Raw genomic sequence first — 19,975 nt, 5'->3', positions numbered from 1 at the left:
AAACGCCCGGTTACATTCCGAACCCGGAAGCTAAGCCTCACAGCGCCGATGGTACTGCAGGGGGGACCCTGTGGGAGAGTAGGACACCGCCGAACTCCCTTTAGAGCTCTGGCTCTTGGGCATACAGCCCAAGAGCCAGAGCTTTTTTGCGTTGAGGTAAGGTCAGGAAGCATCGTCGGCTCGTTTCCCACAGGAGGCCCCCGGGTGGAGGTCCAGGAGACCCGTGTCCAGACGGACCGGGTCCTCACCATCCCGAACATCCTCAGCATGGCGCGTCTCGTCGGCGTGCCCGTCTTCCTGTGGTTGATCCTCAGGCCGGAGTTCGGGGGACCCAAGAGCGACGGCTGGGCGCTCCTCGTACTGGCATTGAGCGGGATCAGCGACTATCTGGACGGCAAGCTCGCCCGGCGCTGGAATCAGATCAGCAGCCTCGGCCGGCTTCTCGACCCAGCCGCCGACCGGCTCTACATTCTTTCCACGCTGGTGGGCCTCACCTGGCGCGAAGTCCTGCCGCTCTGGCTGACAGGCGTACTCCTGGCGAGAGAGCTGGTTCTGCTGGTGATGGTGGGCATCCTCAGGCGTCACGGCTATCCGCCGCCCCAGGTGAACTTCCTCGGGAAGGCCGCCACCTTCAACCTGATGTACGCCTTCCCACTCCTGCTCCTCAGTGACGGAAGCAGTTGGATCTCGTCACTCGGTGCTATTTTCGGATGGGCGTTCGCCGGATGGGGTACAACCCTGTATTGGTGGGCAGGAGTGCTCTACGTGGTGCAAGTCCGCCGACTCGTTCGCGCGGACACCATGGCCGATTGAGCTCGGCGATTGTCCTGACGTAACGCCTCGATGGCCCGCGAGGGAAAAGTGCGGGACAATCAGGACGGGTGAAGTCGGCTAGACCGTCGTCTCTTGGAGGAGGACGCTTCCGACATGAAGGCCGTCGTGATGGCCGGTGGCGAAGGCACACGCCTGCGCCCCATGACCTCGAGCATGCCCAAGCCGCTCCTGCCCGTGGTGAACCGCCCGATCATGGAGCATGTGCTACGGCTGCTCAAAAGGCATGGGCTCACCGAGACCGTCGTCACCGTGCAGTTCCTGGCATCGCTCGTCAAGAACTACTTCGGGGACGGCGAAGAGCTCGGGATGGAGCTCACCTATGCCAACGAGGAGAAGCCACTCGGTACCGCCGGAAGCGTCAAGAACGCCGAAGAGGCGTTGAAGGACGATGCTTTCCTCGTCATCTCCGGTGATGCCCTGACCGACTTCGACCTCACCGACCTGATCAATTTCCACAAGGAAAAGGGTGCACTGGTCACCGTCTGTCTGACCCGGGTGCCCAATCCCCTGGAGTTCGGCATCACCATCGTCGACGAGGAAGGCAAGGTCGAACGCTTCCTGGAGAAGCCGACCTGGGGGCAGGTCTTCTCCGACACGGTGAACACGGGCATCTACGTCATGGAGCCCGAAGTCTTCGACTACGTCGAAGCCGATGTCCCCGTCGACTGGTCCGGCGACGTCTTCCCGCAGCTGATGAAGGAAGGCAAGCCCGTCTACGGCTACGTCGCCGAAGGCTACTGGGAGGACGTCGGTACCCACGAGAGCTATGTGAAGGCGCAGGCCGACGTCCTGGAGGGCAAGGTCGACGTCCAGATAGACGGCTTCGAGATCTCCCCCGGAGTATGGGTGGCCGAGGGCGCCGAAGTGCATCCCGACGCCGTGCTGCGAGGGCCGCTCTACATCGGTGACTACGCCAAGGTGGAGTCCGGCGCGGAAATCCGCGAACACACCGTCGTCGGGTCCAACGTCGTCGTGAAAAGCGGCGCCTTCCTGCACAAGGCCGTCGTCCACGACAACGTCTACGTGGGCCAGCACAGCAACCTGCGGGGCTGCGTCGTCGGAAAGAACACCGACATCATGCGCGCGGCCCGGATCGAGGACGGCGCCGTCATCGGCGACGAGTGCCTCATCGGTGAAGAATCGATCGTGCAGGGCAACGTCCGGGTCTATCCCTTCAAGACCATCGAGGCCGGCGCCTTCGTCAACACCTCGGTGATCTGGGAGTCCAGGGGCCAGGCGCACCTGTTCGGCGCCCGTGGGGTGACCGGGATCCTGAACGTGGAGATCACGCCCGAGCTGGCGGTGCGGCTGGCCGGAGCCTATGCGACGACCCTGAAGAAGGGCTCCACCGTCACCACCGCCCGTGACCACTCCCGCGGTGCCCGCGCGCTCAAGCGGGCAGTCATCTCCGCGCTCCAGGCCAGCGCCATCGACGTACGAGACCTGGAGAACGTGCCGCTGCCCGTGGCCCGGCAGCAGACAGCGCGGGGCAGCGCCGGCGGCATCATGATCCGCACCTCGCCGGGGGTGCCGGACTCCGTCGACATCATGTTCTTCGACGGCCAGGGAGCGGACCTCTCGCAGGGCAGCCAGCGGAAGCTGGACCGGGTGTTCGCGCGACAGGAGTACCGGCGCGCGTTCCCCGGTGAGATCGGTGACCTGTACTTCCCGGCCAGTGTGTTCGACTCCTACACCGGGTCGCTGCTGCGCAACGTCGACACCACCGGGATCGCCGAGTCGGGCCTGAAGGTCGTCGTGGACGCCTCCAACGGCAGCGCCGGTCTCGTGCTGCCGAGCCTGCTCGGGAAACTCGGGGTCGACTCGCTGACCATCAACCCCGGTCTCGACGAGTCCAGGCCCACGGAGACCGGCGAGGTCCGGCGGGCCGGGCTGGTGCGCCTCGGCGAGATCGTGGCGTCCTCCGGGGCCGCGTTCGGCGTGCGGTTCGACCCCGTCGGTGAGCGGCTGTCGCTGGTGGACGAGAAGGGCCGGATCATCGAGGACGACCGGGCGCTGCTCGTGATGCTGGACCTGGTGGCCGCCGAGCGGCGCAGCGGCCGGGTGGCACTGCCGGTGACGACGACCCGGATCGCCGAACAGGTGGCGGCCTATCACGGGACGCAGGTCGAATGGACGACCACCTCTCCGGACGACCTCACGCGGGTGGGCCGTGAGGAGGGCACGATCTTCGGCGGTGACGGCAAGGGCGGCTTCATCGTCCCGGAGTTCAGCAGCGTCTACGACGGCACGGCGGCGTTCGTACGGCTCATCGGGCTGGTGGCGCGCACGCAGCTCACCCTCAGCCAGATCGATGCCAGGATTCCGCGGGCGCACGTCCTCAAGCGGGACCTGGCGACCCCGTGGGCCGTCAAGGGCCTGGTGATGCGGCGGGTCGTGGAGGCGGCTGGAGATCGCTTTGTCGACACGACTGACGGTGTCCGGGTCGTGGAGACCGACGGGCGCTGGGTGATGGTGCTACCAGACCCGGCGGAGGCGGTCACCCATCTGTGGGCGGAGGGCCCGGACGACGCCTCCGCGCAGGCCCTGTTGGACGAGTGGTCGGCCGTCGTGGACAGCGCGGGCCGGTAGAACCCACTGCACGCGTGCGTGCCGGACAAGTGTCCCCAAGGGGGCCTTGTCCGGCATGCCGGTGGGGCCATTCGGAGGTACCGGGCGTGGCGTGCGACGATGTGCGGCATGCCGCATCCACCCCCCGTTCGGAGCAGCCCGTCGCGGCCGCAGCGCCCGGACGCCTCCATGTCGTTGATCACCAACGTCATGGACCACAGCCTCGACGACGGGTACGCCGAGGCGGCGGCCCGCAAGACCCAGGGCGAAGGCGGCATGCCGAAGACCCTCCGGGCGAAGCTGGGCCTGGCCGCCGGACTCGTCCTCGCGGCGCTGGTCGTGACCGTGGGTGCGGCCCAGGCGCGCGTCGCGGCTCCGGTCGTGGCCAAGGAGCGCCAGGAGCTGATCGACCGTATCGACCGGGAGACCACGGCGGCGGACAAGCTCGAGGGCAATGTCGACAAACTGCGTGGCGATGTCAGCGCGCGCCAGCGGGCCGCTCTGCAGCACAGCGGCGGCAGCGGGCAGGCGGATCTGGTGGCGGTCCTGTCCGGTGCCACCGACGTGCACGGCCCCGGGGTGAAGCTCGTCGTGAACGACGCGAAGGAAGCGACCACGGGTGGTGACGGCACCAATCCGCGGGAGACCTCCGGCTTCTCCGACACCGGACGGGTGCGCGACCGCGACCTTCAGCGGGTGGTGAACGGACTGTGGGCCTGCGGGGCCGAGGCCGTTTCCATCAACGGACAGCGGCTGACCGCCCTGTCCGCGATCAGGGCCGCGGGTGACGCGATACTGGTCGACAACAGGCCACTGGTCCCGCCCTACACCGTCCTGGCGGTGGGGGACGCGCAGAAGCTGAGCAGCACGTTCCAGGACAGCACGGACGGGCTGTATCTGCACGCCCTGGAGCAGAACTACGGCATCCGCGCCACCATCTCCACACAGGGCGACGTCCGGTTGCCCGCCGCACCGAGTGTGATCGTCCGCACCGCACGGCCGACCGCCGAGAAAACTGGGAAGGGCACATCGTGATCGCCGTACTGGGCCTCGTCGTGGGAGTCGTGGCCGGCCTGTTGGTCCGGCCTGAGGTTCCGGCGGTCGTCGAGCCGTATCTGCCGATCGCCGTCGTCGCGGCGCTCGACGCCGTCTTCGGCGGCCTGCGGGCCATGCTGGACGGCATCTTCGACGACAAGGTGTTCGTCGTGTCGTTCCTGTCGAACGTGGTCGTGGCCGCGCTGATCGTCTTCCTCGGCGACAAACTCGGCGTGGGCGCGCAGCTGTCCACCGGTGTGGTGGTCGTCCTGGGCATCCGCATCTTCTCCAACGCGGCGGCTATCCGGCGTCATGTGTTCCGAGCGTGACAGCGATGAGCAACCAGCACGAGCAGCCGGAGAACAGGCTGCGCAAGGAACTGCCCGACGAGGTCCCCGCGAGGGCCCCCGAGCCCGGCCGGACCCCCGAGCCCGCGCGGGCCCCCGAGTCCGGGCCGGAGCCCGAGGAAACGCCCGAGCGGCCGCTGACCGGCCGGCAGCGGCTGGTCAAGGGGTTGTGGCCGCCGCGCGTCAGCCGGGCCCAACTCATCGTGGCGGTGCTCCTGTTCGGGCTCGGGTTCGGCCTCGCCGTGCAGGTGGCGTCGAACAGCGACAGCGACAGCGCGCTGCGCGGCGCCCGTCAGGAAGATCTTGTTCGCATCCTCGATGAACTGGATGACCGAACTCAGCGTCTTGAGGACGAGAAGACAGGACTCGACAAACAGCGCCAGGAACTGCAGAGCAGCTCCGACCAGGCCGCGGAGGCACGCAAGCAGACCGCCGAGAAGGAGAAGCAACTCGGCATCCTGGCGGGCACCGTGGCGGCGCAGGGTCCCGGTATCACCATGACGATCGAGGACACGAAGGGGGCGGTCCAGGCGGACATGCTGCTCGACGCGGTCCAGGAACTGCGCGCGGCCGGCGCGGAGGCGATCGAGGTCAACGGAGTACGGGTGGTCGCGGGTACCTATCTGACGGACTCCGGCAAGAGTGTGAGCGTCGACGGGAACAAGATCACCGCCCCCTATCGTTTCAAGGTCATCGGTAAGCCGCAGGACCTCGAGCCGGCGCTCAACATCCCCGGAGGGGTGGTGCAGACCCTGGAGAAGGAGCAAGCCACCGTGGCCGTCGAGCGGTCGACCAAGATCATTGTGGACGCCTTGCGGCGCGCGAAGCGGCCTGACTACGCTCGGTCGTCATCCCAGTGAACCGGTGGTGCATGGGGGGCGTCCGGCAGGGGCATGAGGTTGCGGGGGGTCGGCGCACCGAAGAGGTGGTGCGTGGTGGAAACTGTCTGGTGGTTACGGACGTTGTGAGGATGTCCGGGTCGGCCGGTGTATGCAATCAGGGTTCGTCCTGCCCCACGGGCGGGTCTGTTTCGGTCAAGGGGAATCGCCCGTGAAGTTGTTTGCGAAGTTGTTCGGCAAGAGCGCGCGAGACGGTGGCGAAAACGCGACCGCTCGCCATCGCGCACAGCCTGACGCAGAGGGTCAGCGCCCGCTGTTCCGCGACCAGGTGGCTGGTCCGGGCGGTGACATTTCCGGAGGTCACGGTGCGGCGTCGGTTGACCCCGCACAGTCCGGCGGCATAGGTTTCGGCCAACCGTCAACCTCAGGTACGGGTGGAGGGTTTGCCCCGGCGGGGCAGCCGCGGCAGGAGGATCCGTCGATGTCGGTCCTGGTGTGTACGAGGTGCGGTAACCGCAACGCGGAGAACGCCCGCTTCTGTTCGAACTGCGGTGCGCCGCTGCGTGCCGGTTCGCCGGAGCGGCCCTCCGAGACGACGTCCACGATCTCCATCTCGGGCATCGAGGCGTACGACGCGGAGGTCACCGGTCAGACACCGGTGCCGATGCTCTCGCCCGAGGCGCAGGCGGCCGTCGACGCGCTGCCGCTGGGCTCGGCGTTGCTGGTGGTGCGCCGGGGGCCGAACTCGGGCAGTCGCTTCCTGCTGGACAGCGACCTGACCACGGCCGGGCGTCATCCGCAGAGCGACATCTTCCTGGACGACGTGACCGTCTCGCGCCGGCACGTGGAGTTCCGGCGTGCCCCGGACGGCTCGTTCACCGTGGCCGACGTGGGCAGTCTGAACGGCACGTACGTCAACCGGGAGCGGATCGACCAGGTCGCCCTGACCAACGGTGACGAGGTGCAGATCGGAAAGTACCGGCTGGTCTTCTTCGCGAGCCAGCGGGGCTACTGACCCACTCCCGGGCTCTGTCCGGGGGGAACCCCAGGGAAGGTCCATGCCGCAAACACCGAGCGGTGGTGCCGGGCACGGCGCCACCGCCACGGACGGTGGGCTGATGAGCATCGGCACGGTGCTGAACGTGCTGCGCGAGGAGTTCCCCGAAGTCACCATCTCCAAGATCCGTTTCCTGGAGTCGGAGGGGCTCATCGAGCCGCAGCGGACGCCCTCCGGATACCGCAAGTTCAGCGTCGGCGACGTGGCGCGCCTGGGGCACGTCCTCAGGATGCAGCGTGACCACTACCTGCCGCTCAAGGTGATCCGTGACCACCTGGACGCCATGGAGCGGGGCGAGGCCGCACCGTTGCCCGTCGTGGGGCGGCAGCGGGACGGCGAGCCGGTCCTGGAGCCCGCCGAGGGGCCGACGGCTGCCCGGGTCGGGCGGACCGAGCTGCTGGCCGCCGCCGGGATCGACGAGGGCGACCTGAAGGAGTGGGAGTCGTACGGGCTCCTCGCCCCGCTGGAGGAGGGGGTCTACGACGCCGAGGCGATCACCGTGGCGGTGCTCGTCTCCGAGCTGGGGCGCTTCGGGATCGAGCCACGTCACCTGCGGGTGATGAAGGCCGCCGCCGACCGTGAGGCGGGCCTGGTCGACCAGGTGGTGGCGCCCCTGAAGCGGCACCGCAACCCGCAGACCAGGGCCCTCGCCCAGGCCCGTACGAAGGAGCTGGCGGCGCTCACCGTGCGGCTCCACTCGGCGCTGGTGCAGACCGCGCTCGGGGTGCGGCTGCCCTGAGCCGCACCGGTGTCCGGACGGCCGGATCGGGCACCCGTTCCCGGCCCGACTACCCAAACGTCCCGGGCACGGCCTAGGGTTGCTGTGTGAACGAGCTCGATGTCGTAGGTGTCCGGGTCGAAATGCCCTCCAACCAACCGATCGTGCTCCTGCGCGAAGTGGGAGGCGACCGGTACCTCCCCATCTGGATCGGTCCGGGGGAGGCGACGGCGATCGCCTTCGCCCAGCAGGGCATGGCCCCCGCGCGGCCGCTGACCCACGACCTGTTCAAGGACGTGCTGGAGGCCGTCGGCCAGGAGCTGACCGAAGTCCGGATCACGGACCTGCGTGAGGGCGTCTTCTACGCGGAGCTGGTCTTCGCCAGCGGGGTCGAGGTGAGCGCCCGTCCGTCCGACGCCATAGCGCTGGCCCTGCGCACCGGAACGCCGATCTACGGCAGTGACACGGTGCTCGACGACGCCGGTATCGCGATCCCGGACGAGCAGGAGGACGAGGTGGAGAAGTTCCGCGAGTTCCTCGACCAGATCTCACCCGAGGACTTCGGCACGAGCAGCCAGTGAGGGCAATTGCCGGCGGCCGTTGAGAGCGTCCTACGGCTCCCCGCGAGCGCATTCGGCTAGCCTTTCCCCGCGGTGGGGCACGGGAAACCACTCCTAGGGTGATTATCACTCGGCGTGCCGAGTGTGGCGATCGTTGACGCACCCCTGGTGACTGCCTACCGTCGAGAAGGCAGGTCAAGGACGGAGGTCGGCGTGAGAAGCAGCGGCGACGGTACGGCTGGGGGTGCCCCCGGACGGGGGTTCGTGGAGAGCGGTCCCTACCCGCTTCACAGCAGCGCGGCCGATCACGCTCCGCAACGACCGACGGCCGTGCCGAACGGCGGAGGGGCGGCGTCCATGACGTCCGAGCAGATCGGCTACCGGGGCCCCACGGCCTGCGCGGCCGCCGGCATCACCTACCGGCAACTCGACTACTGGGCGCGCACCGGTCTCGTCGAACCCAGCGTGCGGCCCGCCTACGGGTCGGGGACACAGCGCCTCTACAGCTTCCGGGACGTCGTCGTCCTGAAGATCGTCAAGCGCTTTCTGGACACCGGCGTCTCCCTGCAGAACATTCGCAGCGCCGTCCAGCACCTGAGGGAGCGCGGTTTCCGGGACCTGGAGCGCATGACGCTGATGAGCGACGGCGCCACGGTCTACGAGTGCACCTCGCCGGACGAGGTGCACGCCCTGCTCCAAGGCGGTCAGGGAGTCTTCGGGATCGCCGTGGGCGTGGTCTGGCGGGACGTGGAAAGCGCCCTCTCCCAACTGCACGGGGAGCGCATCGACACCGGGGAGACCCTCCTCGGTCACAACCCCACCGACGAACTGGCCAGGCGCCGCAACCGGGCCGTCTGAGCAAGCGCTTCCGGCCCGCCGGTCCGTGCGGGCACGGCTCCCCGCGTCCGTGCCGGACCATTGTCAGTGGCGTGGTGCAGCATCGGAGATGTGAGAAACACGCCCACGATCCTGCATCTCGACATGGATGCCTTCTACGCCTCGGTGGAGCAGGCATCCAAGCCGAGCCTGCGCGGGAAGGCCGTCGTCGTGGGCGGGCTGGGACCGCGCGGGGTGGTCGCCACCGCGTCGTACGAGGCGAGGGTCTTCGGAGTCCACTCGGCGATGCCCATGGCCCAGGCGCGCCGGCTGGCGCCGAACGCGGCCTATCTGGTGCCGCGCTTCGCCGTGTACCGCTCGATCAGCGAGCAGGTGATGGCCCTTCTGCGGGACCTGTCGCCGCTGGTGGAGCCGCTCAGCCTGGACGAGGCGTTCGTGGACCTGGAGGCCGGCGCTGCGGCCTGGGACGAGGCGTCGGCGCGGCTGGCCGGGGCGAAGCTGCGCGCGGACATACGGGCGGTCACGGGGCTGACCGGCTCCGTGGGGCTGGCCGCCTCCAAGATGCTTGCGAAGATCGCCTCGGAGCAGGCCAAGCCCGACGGGCTGGTGGTGATCGAGCCGGGCACCGAGCGGGCGCTGCTGGGCCCCCTGTCGGTGCGGACCCTGCCGGGGGTCGGGCCGGCGACGGGGGACCATCTGCGGCGGGCCGGCATCAGCACGGTCGACGAGATCGCCGAGGCCGGTGAGGACGAGCTGGTACGGCTGCTGGGCAAGGCGCACGGGCAGGCGTTGTACGCCATGGCGCTGGCGCACGACGAGCGGCCCGTGGTGGCCGAGCGGGAGACCAAGTCGGTGTCGGTCGAGGACACCTACGACGTGGACATCCACGACCGGCTGCGGGTCGGCCTGGAGGTGCGGCGGCTCGCCGACCGGTGTGTGCGCCGGCTGCGCGAGGCGGGGCTGTCGGGGCGGACCATCGTCCTCAAGGTGCGGCGCTACGACTTCTCGACCCTGACCAGGTCCGAGACGCTGCGGGGGCCCACGGACGACCCGGCGGTGGTGCGGGAGGCCGCCGCGCGGCTGCTGGAGTCCGTGGACACCACGGGCGGGGTACGGCTGCTCGGCGTGGGCGTCTCCGGGCTCGCCGACTACACCCAGGAGGACCTGTTCGCCCAGGCGGCGGGGGAGCGCGCCGCGGACCCGGCCGAAGAGCCGGAGGTCATGGCCGTCGAGGAGCGGCCCGCCGCCGTGGAACGGCACTGGTCCGCCGGGCACGACGTGCGTCACGCCGAGTACGGGCACGGCTGGGTGCAGGGCAGCGGTCTGGGCCGGGTCACCGTGCGCTTCGAGACCCCGGACTCGCCGCCCGGGCGGGTGCGGACCTTCCGCACCGACGACCCCGACCTGGCACCGGCGGATCCGCTGCCGCTGGTGGCGGGCGCGGGAGAGCACGGACCTGGAACGGGTGAGCCTGACAGGGGAGGGGACGTGCCCGGTGCTGGGACGGGTGAAGTCGGCGCTCCGGGCACGAGCGGGGCTCAGGTCTCGTCGGTGCCCGCCAGCCTGCCGAACTCGTGGTCGGGAACGGGTGGCGGTGCGGCGACGTCGAGGCCGTAGTGGTGGTACAGCTGGAGTTCCTGTTCGGGAGAGAGGTGACGGCCGACGCCGAAGTCCGGCGCGTCCTTGATCAGGGCACGGTCGAAGGGGACCCGCAGACCGCCCTCGACCAGCTCACTGGGCTCCAGGGGGACGAAGGCGTCCCGGGAGAACAGGCCGGTGCGTACGGCCGCCCACTCGGGCACGCCCGTAGCGTCGTCGAGGTACACCTCGTCGATCGTGCCGATCTTGGTGCCATGGCGGTCGAACGCCTTGCGGCCGATCAGGTTGCGCGGATCGATGTCGGTCTGCACGGCCCCTCTCCCTCCACTTGGTCGCAACTCATCCGTAAGCACTACGAAAGAGCACATTCGCGGAAGCGGCCACTCGAAGCATCGGGCGTTGACCTCGCTGGTAGGCTGGCAAGCGGCTGCTGACCCCGTGCGGGAGAGTCCTCCGGACATCACCGGAGGCGCCGAAGGAGCAAATCCTCCCCGGAATCTCTCAGGCTCACGTACCGCACGGACGAGGTCACTCTGGAAAGCAGGGCGGGCGTCTCGACGGCTTCCGCTCTCACCGACGGTGAAAGCCGGGGCCCTCGGGCGACCCGGTGAAGCTCTCAGGTCGAGATGACAGAGGGGGAGGCCGTCGGGGTACCCGTGCCGGGGTGCCCCTCGAAGGTCGCGTCAGACCAGGAGGCCTCCGCAATGACCGCCCACCGCACTCCGCTCACCGAACTCGAACAGGGCATCCCGTTCGAGCAGCGCCACATCGGGCCCGACCAGGAGGCGCGGGCGAAGATGCTCGCGCAGGTCGGCTACGGCTCCCTCGACGAGCTGACCGCCGCCGCGGTGCCGGATGTGATCAAGAACGCGGACGCCCTGGACCTGCCCGGTGCCCGCACCGAGGCCGAGGTGATCGCCGAGCTGCGCGGCCTCGCGGACCGCAACCAGGTGCTGGACTCCATGATCGGTCTCGGGTACTACGGCACCTTCACCCCGCCGGTCATCCTGCGCAACGTCATGGAGAACCCGGCCTGGTACACGGCCTACACGCCGTACCAGCCGGAGATCTCGCAGGGCCGGCTCGAAGCCCTGCTGAACTTCCAGACCATGGTCGCCGACCTCACCGGCCTGCCCACCTCCGGTGCCTCCCTGCTCGACGAGGGCACCGCCGCCGCCGAGGCGCTGGCCCTCTCCCGGCGCATGGGCAAGAACAAGAAGGGCCTCTTCCTGGTCGACGCCGACGTGCTGCCGCAGACCATCGCCGTCCTGCGCACCCGCGCCGAGCCGACCGGCGTCGAGGTCGTGGTCGCCGACCTCGGCGAGGGCATCCCGGCCGAGATCGCCGAGCGTGAGATCAACGGCGTGCTGCTGCAGTACCCGGGAGCCTCCGGTGCCGTACGCGACATCAAGCCGGTCATCGACCGGGCGCACGAGCTGGGCGCGCTGGTCACCGTCGCCGCCGACCTGCTCGCGCTGACCCTGCTGACCTCGCCGGGCGAGCTGGGCGCGGACATCGCCGTCGGCACGACCCAGCGCTTCGGTGTGCCGATGGGCTTCGGCGGACCGCACGCCGGCTACATGGCGGTGCGCGAGAAGTTCGCCCGCAGCCTGCCCGGCCGGCTCGTGGGTGTCTCCGTCGACACCGACGGCAACAGGGCCTACCGCCTGGCCCTGCAGACCCGCGAGCAGCACATCCGCCGCGAGAAGGCCACCAGCAACATCTGCACCGCGCAGGTGCTGCTCGCCGTGATGGCCGGCCTGTACGCCGTCTACCACGGACCCGACGGCCTGCGCACCATCGCCCGCCGCACCCACCGCTACGCCACGATCCTCGCCGACGGCCTCCGGGCGGGCGGCGTCGAGATCGTCCACGGCGCCTTCTTCGACACGGTCACCGCGCGGATGCCCGGCAAGGCCGCCGAGGTCGCCGCCGCGGCCCGCCGCAACGGCGTCAACCTGCACCTCGTCGATGCCGACCAGGTGTCGTTCTCCTGCGACGAGACCACCGCGCGGGCCCAGGTGGCCGCCGTGTGGGCCGCCTTCGGTGTCGAGGGTGACATCGAGGCGCTGGACGCGGAGGCCGTCGAGGCCCTGCCCGAGGCTCTGCTGCGCACCGACGACTACCTCACCCACCCGGTCTTCCACCAGCACCGCTCCGAGACCGCGATGCTGCGCTACCTGCGCAAGCTCGCCGACCGGGACTACGCGCTGGACCGGGGCATGATCCCGCTGGGCTCCTGCACCATGAAGCTCAACGCGACCACGGAGATGGAGCCGGTCACCTGGCCCGAGTTCGGGCAGCTGCACCCCTTCGCGCCCGCCGAGCAGGCGCAGGGCTACCTCACGCTCATCCGCGAGCTGGAGGAACGTCTCGCCGAGGTCACCGGCTACGACCGGGTCTCGCTGCAGCCGAACGCCGGTTCGCAGGGGGAGCTGGCGGGTCTGCTCGCCGTGCGCGGCTACCACCGGGCCAACGGCGACGAGCAGCGCACCGTCTGCCTGATCCCGTCCTCCGCGCACGGCACCAACGCGGCCAGCGCCGTGATGGCGGGCATGAAGGTCGTCGTCGTCAAGACCGCCGAGGACGGTGAGATCGACGTCGAGGACCTGCGGGCCAAGATCGAGCAGTACCGTGACGAGCTGTCCGTGCTGATGATCACCTACCCGTCCACGCACGGTGTGTTCGAGGAGCACGTCGCCGACATCTGCGCCCAGGTCCACGAGGCCGGCGGCCAGGTCTACGTCGACGGCGCCAACCTCAACGCCCTGGTCGGCCTCGCCAAGCCCGGCCACTTCGGCGGCGACGTCTCCCACCTGAACCTGCACAAGACCTTCTGCATCCCGCACGGCGGCGGCGGCCCGGGCGTCGGCCCGGTCGGTGTCCGCGCGCACCTGGCGCCGTACCTGCCCAACCACCCGCTGCAGCCCGCGGCCGGCCCGGAGACGGGTGTGGGCCCGGTCTCGGCCGCGCCCTGGGGCAGCGCGGGCATCCTGCCGATCTCGTGGGCGTACGTCCGTCTGATGGGCGGCGAGGGCCTCAAGCGGGCCACGCAGGTGGCGGTGCTCTCCGCGAACTACGTCGCCAAGCGCCTGGAGCCGCACTACCCGGTGCTCTACACGGGGCCCGGCGGACTGGTCGCGCACGAGTGCATCATCGACCTGCGCCCGCTGACCAAGGCGACCGGCGTCACCGTGGACGACGTCGCCAAGCGCCTCATCGACTACGGCTTCCACGCGCCGACCATGTCCTTCCCGGTGGCCGGCACGCTGATGATCGAGCCGACCGAGTCGGAGGACCTGGCCGAACTGGACCGGTTCTGCGAGGCGATGATCGCGATCCGTGGCGAGATCGAGAAGGTCGGCGCGGGCGAATGGCCGGCCGAGGACAACCCGCTGCGCGGCGCCCCGCACACCGCGGCCGCGCTCGGCGGGGAGTGGACGCACGCGTACAGCCGCGCGGAGGCCGTCTTCCCGGCCGGGGTGTCGGCCGCCGACAAGTACTGGCCGCCGGTGCGCCGTATCGATCAGGCGTTCGGCGACCGCAACCTGGTCTGCTCCTGCCCGCCGCTGGACGCGTACGAGGACTGAGCGCGGCGGCGTCAGCCGGTCGCCAGCGCCACCTCGGTCGACTTGATCAGGGCGACGACCGGGTCCCCGGCGGACAGGCCGAGGTCGGCGGCGGACTCCTTGGTGATGGCCGAGGTCAGTTCGCCGCCCTCGATCGCGATCCGCACGGTGGCCATGGCGCCGCCGGCGGCGAGGGCCGTGACGGTGCCCGGGAGCTGGTTGCGGATCGAGACGCGTTCGACGGGCGCGGTGGCGAGGGAGACCTCGGTCGACTTGACCAGGGCGCGCACGGCCGCGCCCTCGGTCAGGCCGAGGTCACGCGCCGCCTCGAGGGTGATCGCGGCGGTCAGGTCCTGGCCGCCGGTCAGCCGCACCTTGACGGTCGCCATGACCTCGCCGTGCTGGACCGCGGTGACGGTGCCGGGGAGCTGGTTGCGGATGCTGAGGGTCATGGGCCCCAACGTACGGGTTCGCCGGGCCTCAGGACGGATATGCGTGGGTCTGCGTCGCTTTCACCGTCGCCCAGACCGGGGCACCCGGGCGCAGATCGAGCTCGGCGGCGGCGACCGTGGTGAGGTCGGCGGCGAGGGGGAGTTCGCCGGCGAGGTCGGCGCGGATCTGGTCGCCGTGGGTCTCCAGACCGGCGACCTTGCACTGCCACAGGTTGCGGGCGCTGGCGCCGGTGGGCCGGTCCCGGAACAGGGTGACGGCACCGGGCGGAAACGCCACGAAGACCGGGCCGGACAGGTTCTCGGTGGTGGTGATCGCGGGCCCGGTGTCTAGCCGTACCGTGTGCCCGTCCGCCCGCCCCCGGTAGAGGTTGAGGCCGACCAGCCGCGCGATGTAGTCCGTGCGCGGATGCCGGGCGATGTCGGACGGGCCGCCCTCCTGGACGACCCGGCCGTGCTCGACGACCACCAGCCGGTCCGCCAGCACCATGGCGTCCAGCGGGTCGTGGGTCACCAGGACGGCTACCGCCTCGAACTCGGCCAGATGGCGGCGGAGCTGGGCGCGGACCTCCAGCCGGGTACGGGCGTCAAGGGCGGCCAGTGGCTCGTCCAGGAGCAGCAGCCGGGGCCGGGTGGCCAGGGCGCGGGCCAGGGCGACGCGCTGGGCCTGGCCGCCGGAGAGCCGGCGGGGCTTGGCCCCGGCGCGCCCGGTGAGACCCATCCGCTCCAGCCAGGCGGCGGCCAGGGCGCGGGCCTCGGCCTTGGTCGCGCCCTGGCAGCGCGGGCCGAAGGCCACGTTGTCGAGGGCGGACAGGTGCGGGAAGAGCAGGTAGTCCTGGAAGACCACGCCGACCGGGCGGGACTCCGGGGGCGTACGGTCCAGCGGCGCGCCGTCGAGTCGCAGATGACCGCCGGAGAGCGGGACGAGACCGGCGAGGGCGCGCAGCGCGGTGGTCTTGCCGGCGCCGTTGGGTCCCAGCAGTGCGACCACGTCACCGGGCGCGGCGGTCAGCGCCACATCGAGGCGGAACGAGCCGCGCTCGACCACCAGCCGGGCGTCGAGGCCCTGTTCCCCTACGGTCTCGGGCGCGAGACCGGACTCAGGGGCGTCGATGTCGGTCATGAGGGGATGTCCTTCGTCGGCACCCGCGCAGGGGCCCTCTTCCATCCTCGCGGCACCCTCACGCCCCCGTCATCCAGCGGTCCCGCAGACCCGCCAGCACCGCGACCGACACGGCCAGCAGCACCAGGCTGAGGGAGATCGCCGCCTCGGGGTCGTTCTGCAGGGCGAGGTAGACCGCGAGGGGCATGGTCTGGGTGCGGCCGGGGAAGTTGCCGGCGAAGGTGATCGTCGCGCCGAACTCGCCGAGCGCCCGCGCCCAGGCCAGGACGGCACCCGCGGCGATGCCGGGGGCGATCAGCGGCAGGGTGACCCGGCGGAACGCGGTGAAGCGGGAGGCGCCGAGCGTGGTGGCCGCCTCCTCGAAGCGGGGGTCGGCGGCGCGCAGGGTGCCCTCGACACTGATGACCAGGAACGGCATCGCCACGAAGGCCTCCGCGAGGACGACCCCCGCAGTGGTGAACGGCAGCGTGATCCCGAACCAGGAGTCCAGCCACTGCCCGACGACCCCGTTGCGGCCGAGGGCCAGCAGCAGGGCCACCCCGCCGACCACGGGGGGCAGCACCAGCGGCAGGGTCACCAGGGCCCGTACGAGACCGCGCCCCGGGAAGTTCGTGCGGGCCAGCAGCCAGGCCAGCGGCACGCCCAGGACCAGGCTGACCGCGGTCGCCGCGGTCGCGCTGACCAGGGAGAGCCGCAAGGCCTGCCACACCTCGGGGCTGGTCAGCCGACTGGGCAGGCTGCTCCAGGGGGCACGGACGAGGAGGGCGGCCAGCGGCAGCAGCAGGAAGGCGAGGGCCACCAGGCCGGGCACGAGCAGCGGCAGCGGGGCCGCGCGCCGGCCCGTGCGGACGCGACGGCGCCGCGGCCCGCCGGGGAGGGGGCCGGCCGCGGCGCCTGGCCTGTCCAGCGAGGTCACGGCTTGAGGAACCCGGCCCCGGTCAGCACCTTCTCGCCTTCGGCGGACCGGACCAGCGCGATGAACGCCTGGGCCGCCGGGGCGTTGGGCGCGTTCTTCAGCAGAGCGATCGGGTAGTCGTTGACGGCCTTGGCCGACTCGGGGAACTCCACTCCCCGCACCTTGTCGCCGGCCGCGTGGACGTCGGTCCTGTACACGAGCGCCGCGTCGGCCTCCTTCAGCTCGACCTTGGTCAGGGCGCCCTTGACGTCCTGTTCGTAGGAGACCGGGGTCAGCTTGAGGCCGGCGGCGTTCAGGGCCTTCTGGGCGGCGGCGCCGCAGGGCACCGTCCTGGCGCACAGGACGACCTTCAGGGAGGGCTTGGTGAGGTCCTTCAGGGACGCCACGTTGCCGGGGTTGCCCGGCAGGGTGGCGATCTCCAGCTGGTTGCGGACGAAGGTGGCCGGGGTGCCGACCGCGTCCTTCTCGGCCGTCACGAGGGCCATCGTCTTGGGGCTGGCAGCGGCGAACACGTCCGCGGGGGCACCGCTGGTGATGCTCGCGGCGAGTGTGTCGCTGCCGCCGAAGTTGAAGTCGACCCTGGTCCCCGGGTGCTGCTTCTCGAACTCCTTGCCCAGGGCCCGGAAGCTCTCCTGCAGCGAGGCCGCCGCGAACACGGTGACGTTGCCCGAAAGCTTCGGGGAGCCCGAGGGAGCCGACTTCGCGGACGGGTTGTCGTCGGAGGCGGCCGAGGTGGGTGACGTGGACGAGGAGGTCGAGGAGGAGCAGGCGCTCAGCGTCATCAGGGCGGCGAGTCCCACACCGGCCCCCTGCAGCGTGCGCCGGGTCAGGCGTGCGGAACGGGTCATCACGGATCTACTCCTCTGGGTCCACCGGAACACTGCCGCGCCCTGCCACGACCGGATGACGGCCGTGCGCCGATGATACTGCCGCATCTGCCAGGCGTAAGTCTGCTGTCGCATCGCATGAGCCGGGCGCGGACGGTGTGTGGCTGGCATGTGCGTTCATACGGCGGCCGATGCCCGGCCGATGCGTGGTCGGCGCTCGGTCGGCGCCCGGCCGGTTCAGAGGCGGTCGATGTGGACGTTCGTCGACTTCACGCGCGCGGTGGCCTCCATGCCGACCTCCAGACCCAGTTCCTCGACCGCCTCCCGGGTCAGCAGGGAGACCAGGCGGTGCGGGCCGGCCTGGATCTCCACCTGGGCGGCGACATCGCCGAGCTTGATCGCGGTGACGATGCCGGGGAAGGCGTTGCGCGCCGACGTGTAGGAGGGGTCCTCCTCGCCGCCGGCCCTGGCCAGTTCGACCGAGAAGGCGGCGAGGTCCCCGCCGTCGATGAGCCGCCGCCCGGCCTCGTCCCGATGGGTCGCCACCCGGCCGGCGTCCGCCCATCGGCGGGCGGTGTCGGGGCTCACGCCGAGCAGCCGCGCCGCCTGGCCGATCGTGTAGGACTGCATGCGGGTCACGATAGGCCAGGCGGTGGGAACCCGTGCGGTCCTCCGGAAGGACCCGGCTGGTGGAGCCGGGCGAACGCGGACGCGTGGGGCGAGGCGGCGGCGAGGGTGTAGGTGACGATGGTCAGGCCGGGGCCGGCGGGGATCTCCAGGGCGTCGTAGTCGAGGTCGAGGTCGCCGGCGTCGGGGTGGTGGAAGCGCTGCCGTCCGCTGCGGTAGTACTCGACGTCGTGGGCGTCCCAGCGGCCGGCGAACTCGTCGCTGCGCGTGGCGATTTCGACGATCAGGTCGGCGAGGTCGGTGTTCGCCGGGGTGCGGGCGGACTCGGCGCGCAGGCTGCCGACCGCGTCGTGGGCGATGCCGTTCCAGTCGCGGTAGAAGCGCCGGGCGCGCGGGTCGAGGAAGACGAAACGGGCGAGGTTGGGCGGCTGGTGACGGGTGACCGGGCCGACGAGCCCGGCAGCAGCGACCACCACGGAAGGACCACCCGCCGCGGCGGCGCCTGATCGCCGGCATCCACACCCTGCGGCCCGGCCCATCGCGCACCGACACGACGAACCACTCCCCGCTCGCCCAGGCGGCGGAGGGATACCTGGCCATGGACGAGCGGCGCGCCGTCAAGACCCGGCTGCGCCCCTGACAACCGGCCCCTGACAACCGCCCCCCGCCCTGTCCGGCCCGGAAAGCCGCCGTCGGCCGTCCGGTGGGTCAGCCCGTGTGGGTCAGCCCGTGTGGACGCGTGGGCGGCGGCCCCGGTCCGGTTCCGCCTCGCGCAGGACCTCACGGGTGACCGGGGCGACCTCGCCCTGACCGAACAGGAAGAAGCGCAGGAAGTTGGCGAACGGGTTGCCCTCGGTCCACTCGAAGTAGATGTGCGGGGTGCAGCCCGTCGTGTCGCGCACATGCAGCAGCAGCGCGGCGAGCGCGTTGGGGATGGAGGAGGACTCCAGGGTCAGGACGCGGTAGCGGTTGTGCAGCACCTCGCCGCGCACGGTCAGGCTCGCCTCGAACTCGGAGGGGTCGGTGACGGTGACCTCCAGGAAGACGAAGTCCTCCTGCTCGGGCATGTCGTTGTCGGCCCGGATCTGCTCGATCTTGTCGCGGTACTCGGCCTTGTCGCGCCGGTCGGGCTCATTGGCGATGAACCGCAGCTTGCGGGTGGCCAGATCTCTGACGAAACGTTCCGCCATGTCGTCCAGCGTCACACTGGTCACGCGCAGTTCGAAGGCGCGGGCCAGCCGGGACAGCAGCGAGACCAGGATGATGCCCGCGATGAAGCAGGCACCGATCTTCACACCGTCGGGGCGCTCGATGACGTTGACCACGGTCGTGTAGAGGAACACCGCCGAGATGACACCGAACCCGATGGCCCAGCCCCGCTGTCCGGCCTTGCGGCAGGCGATGGTCACCGCGATCGCCGCGGAGCTGATCAGTACCAGGACGCCGGTGGCGTAGGCGCCGCCCTGGGCGTCGACGCTGGCGTCGAAGAGCCAGGTGACCAGGAAGGCGATCAGGGTGAAGACGATGACCATCGGGCGCACCGCGCGGGCCCAGTGCGGGGCCATGCCGTAGCGGGGGAGATAGCGGGGCATCAGGTTGAGGAGGCCGGCCATCGCGGAGGCGCCGGCGAACCACAGGATCGCGATGGTCGAGACGTCGTAGACCGTACCGAAGGCGCCGCCGAGGTATTCGTGCGCGAGGAAGGCGAGCGCGCGGCCGTTGGCCTGGCCGCCCGGCTTGAACTCGCTCTCGGGGATGAGCAGCGTGGTGATGAAGCTGGTGGCGATCAGGAACACGCTCATGATCAGCGCCGCGGTGGTCAGCAGCTTCTTGGCGTCGCGGATCCGGCCGGTCGGCTCCGCCTCGGTGTCGCCGGGGTCGCCCTGCACGTGCGGCATGACGGCGACGCCGGTCTCGAAGCCGGACAGGCCGAGCGCGAGTTTCGGGAAGACGATCAGTGCCAGCCCGACCATCACGAAGACGTTGCCGTGTTCGGCGGTCAGGGCGCTGGTCCAGTCGGTGACGACGTGGCCGGCGGTCAGGACGTGCCACAGGCCGACGATCACCACG

The 19,975-nt window shown here is 70.5% G+C and carries 19 protein-coding genes, 1 rRNA gene and 1 riboswitch; of the genes, 12 read left to right on the top strand and 8 right to left on the bottom strand.

Going from position 1 to position 19,975, the window contains the following annotated elements; translation table 11 throughout:
- The 11 genes from rrf to ACFYMM_RS43100 all read left to right on the top strand — a co-directional run.
- Positions 1-95 (top strand): 5S ribosomal RNA (rrf, locus tag ACFYMM_RS43150); the annotation flags it as partial.
- Between the two features lie 109 nt (positions 96-204).
- Complete coding sequence (locus ACFYMM_RS43145) at positions 205-813, top strand: CDP-alcohol phosphatidyltransferase family protein (RefSeq protein WP_388398059.1); 609 nt, start codon at positions 205-207, stop codon at positions 811-813.
- Positions 814-927: 114 nt separating this feature from the next.
- Positions 928-3,423, top strand: a complete 2,496-nt coding sequence (locus tag ACFYMM_RS43140; protein ID WP_388398057.1) for a sugar phosphate nucleotidyltransferase — start codon at positions 928-930, stop codon at positions 3,421-3,423.
- 99 nt (positions 3,424-3,522) lie between these two features.
- Positions 3,523-4,437, top strand: coding sequence for a DUF881 domain-containing protein (locus ACFYMM_RS43135; protein WP_388398055.1), 915 nt, complete (start codon positions 3,523-3,525; stop codon positions 4,435-4,437).
- Positions 4,434-4,766 (top strand): small basic family protein, encoded by a 333-nt coding sequence (locus tag ACFYMM_RS43130; protein ID WP_003988855.1) that lies wholly within the window; start codon positions 4,434-4,436, stop codon positions 4,764-4,766. The genes ACFYMM_RS43135 and ACFYMM_RS43130 overlap by 4 nt, the downstream gene beginning before the upstream one ends.
- Positions 4,767-4,771: 5 nt before the next feature.
- The gene (locus ACFYMM_RS43125) at positions 4,772-5,644 is read left to right on the top strand and encodes a DUF881 domain-containing protein (protein WP_388398052.1); all 873 of its coding nucleotides are present in this window, start codon (positions 4,772-4,774) and stop codon (positions 5,642-5,644) included.
- A gap of 130 nt (positions 5,645-5,774) precedes the next feature.
- Entirely contained in the window at positions 5,775-6,638 is an 864-nt protein-coding gene (locus tag ACFYMM_RS43120) for an FHA domain-containing protein (RefSeq protein ID WP_388398050.1), read from the top strand.
- 43 nt (positions 6,639-6,681) lie between these two features.
- Positions 6,682-7,419, top strand: coding sequence for a MerR family transcriptional regulator (locus ACFYMM_RS43115; protein ID WP_388398048.1), 738 nt, complete (start codon positions 6,682-6,684; stop codon positions 7,417-7,419).
- An 86-nt stretch (positions 7,420-7,505) separates the two neighbouring features.
- Entirely contained in the window at positions 7,506-7,979 is a 474-nt protein-coding gene (locus ACFYMM_RS43110) for a bifunctional nuclease family protein (RefSeq protein WP_026253112.1), read from the top strand.
- 192 nt (positions 7,980-8,171) lie between these two features.
- Entirely contained in the window at positions 8,172-8,816 is a 645-nt protein-coding gene (locus ACFYMM_RS43105; protein ID WP_388398045.1) for a MerR family transcriptional regulator, read from the top strand.
- A 90-nt stretch (positions 8,817-8,906) separates the two neighbouring features.
- Entirely contained in the window at positions 8,907-10,412 is a 1,506-nt protein-coding gene (locus tag ACFYMM_RS43100) for a DNA polymerase IV (RefSeq protein WP_388398042.1), read from the top strand.
- Here the strand turns inward: ACFYMM_RS43100 and ACFYMM_RS43095 are convergent.
- Positions 10,334-10,705, bottom strand: coding sequence for a PRC-barrel domain-containing protein (locus ACFYMM_RS43095; RefSeq protein ID WP_388398039.1), 372 nt, complete (start codon positions 10,703-10,705; stop codon positions 10,334-10,336). The two genes, ACFYMM_RS43100 and ACFYMM_RS43095, sit on opposite strands and share 79 nt — an antisense overlap.
- 120 nt (positions 10,706-10,825) lie before the next feature.
- Positions 10,826-10,921, top strand: a riboswitch (glycine riboswitch).
- A gap of 177 nt (positions 10,922-11,098) precedes the next feature.
- Here ACFYMM_RS43095 and gcvP point away from each other — a divergent pair.
- The gene (gene gcvP / locus ACFYMM_RS43090; RefSeq protein WP_388398036.1) at positions 11,099-13,984 is read left to right on the top strand and encodes an aminomethyl-transferring glycine dehydrogenase; all 2,886 of its coding nucleotides are present in this window, start codon (positions 11,099-11,101) and stop codon (positions 13,982-13,984) included.
- 11 nt (positions 13,985-13,995) lie between these two features.
- Here the strand turns inward: gcvP and ACFYMM_RS43085 are convergent, their stop codons facing one another.
- The 7 genes from ACFYMM_RS43085 to ACFYMM_RS43055 all read right to left on the bottom strand — a co-directional run.
- Positions 13,996-14,415, bottom strand: a complete 420-nt coding sequence (locus tag ACFYMM_RS43085; RefSeq protein WP_388398033.1) for a molybdopterin-binding protein — start codon at positions 14,413-14,415, stop codon at positions 13,996-13,998.
- 28 nt (positions 14,416-14,443) lie between these two features.
- Positions 14,444-15,535, bottom strand: coding sequence for an ABC transporter ATP-binding protein (locus ACFYMM_RS43080; RefSeq protein WP_388398030.1), 1,092 nt, complete (start codon positions 15,533-15,535; stop codon positions 14,444-14,446).
- A 58-nt stretch (positions 15,536-15,593) separates the two neighbouring features.
- Entirely contained in the window at positions 15,594-16,451 is an 858-nt protein-coding gene (locus ACFYMM_RS43075) for an ABC transporter permease (RefSeq protein ID WP_388398028.1), read from the bottom strand.
- A complete protein-coding gene (modA, locus tag ACFYMM_RS43070; protein WP_388398026.1) occupies positions 16,448-17,299 on the bottom strand; it encodes a molybdate ABC transporter substrate-binding protein in 852 nt (283 codons plus the stop codon). The genes ACFYMM_RS43075 and modA overlap by 4 nt, the downstream gene beginning before the upstream one ends.
- 216 nt (positions 17,300-17,515) lie before the next feature.
- Positions 17,516-17,908 (bottom strand): molybdopterin-binding protein, encoded by a 393-nt coding sequence (locus ACFYMM_RS43065; protein ID WP_388398025.1) that lies wholly within the window; start codon positions 17,906-17,908, stop codon positions 17,516-17,518.
- Between the two features lie 5 nt (positions 17,909-17,913).
- Complete coding sequence (locus ACFYMM_RS43060; protein WP_388398023.1) at positions 17,914-18,381, bottom strand: hypothetical protein; 468 nt, start codon at positions 18,379-18,381, stop codon at positions 17,914-17,916.
- 246 nt (positions 18,382-18,627) lie between these two features.
- Positions 18,628-19,975: amino acid transporter (locus ACFYMM_RS43055; protein ID WP_388398021.1), on the bottom strand; the 1,348-nt coding region annotated here is incomplete at its 5' end.

Origin of the sequence: Streptomyces sp. NPDC006739 (assembly GCF_042869815.1) — a bacterium.
In the GTDB taxonomy this organism is placed as follows: Bacteria; Actinomycetota; Actinomycetes; order Streptomycetales; family Streptomycetaceae; genus Streptomyces.
This window is presented reverse-complemented; position numbering and strand designations above follow the sequence as displayed.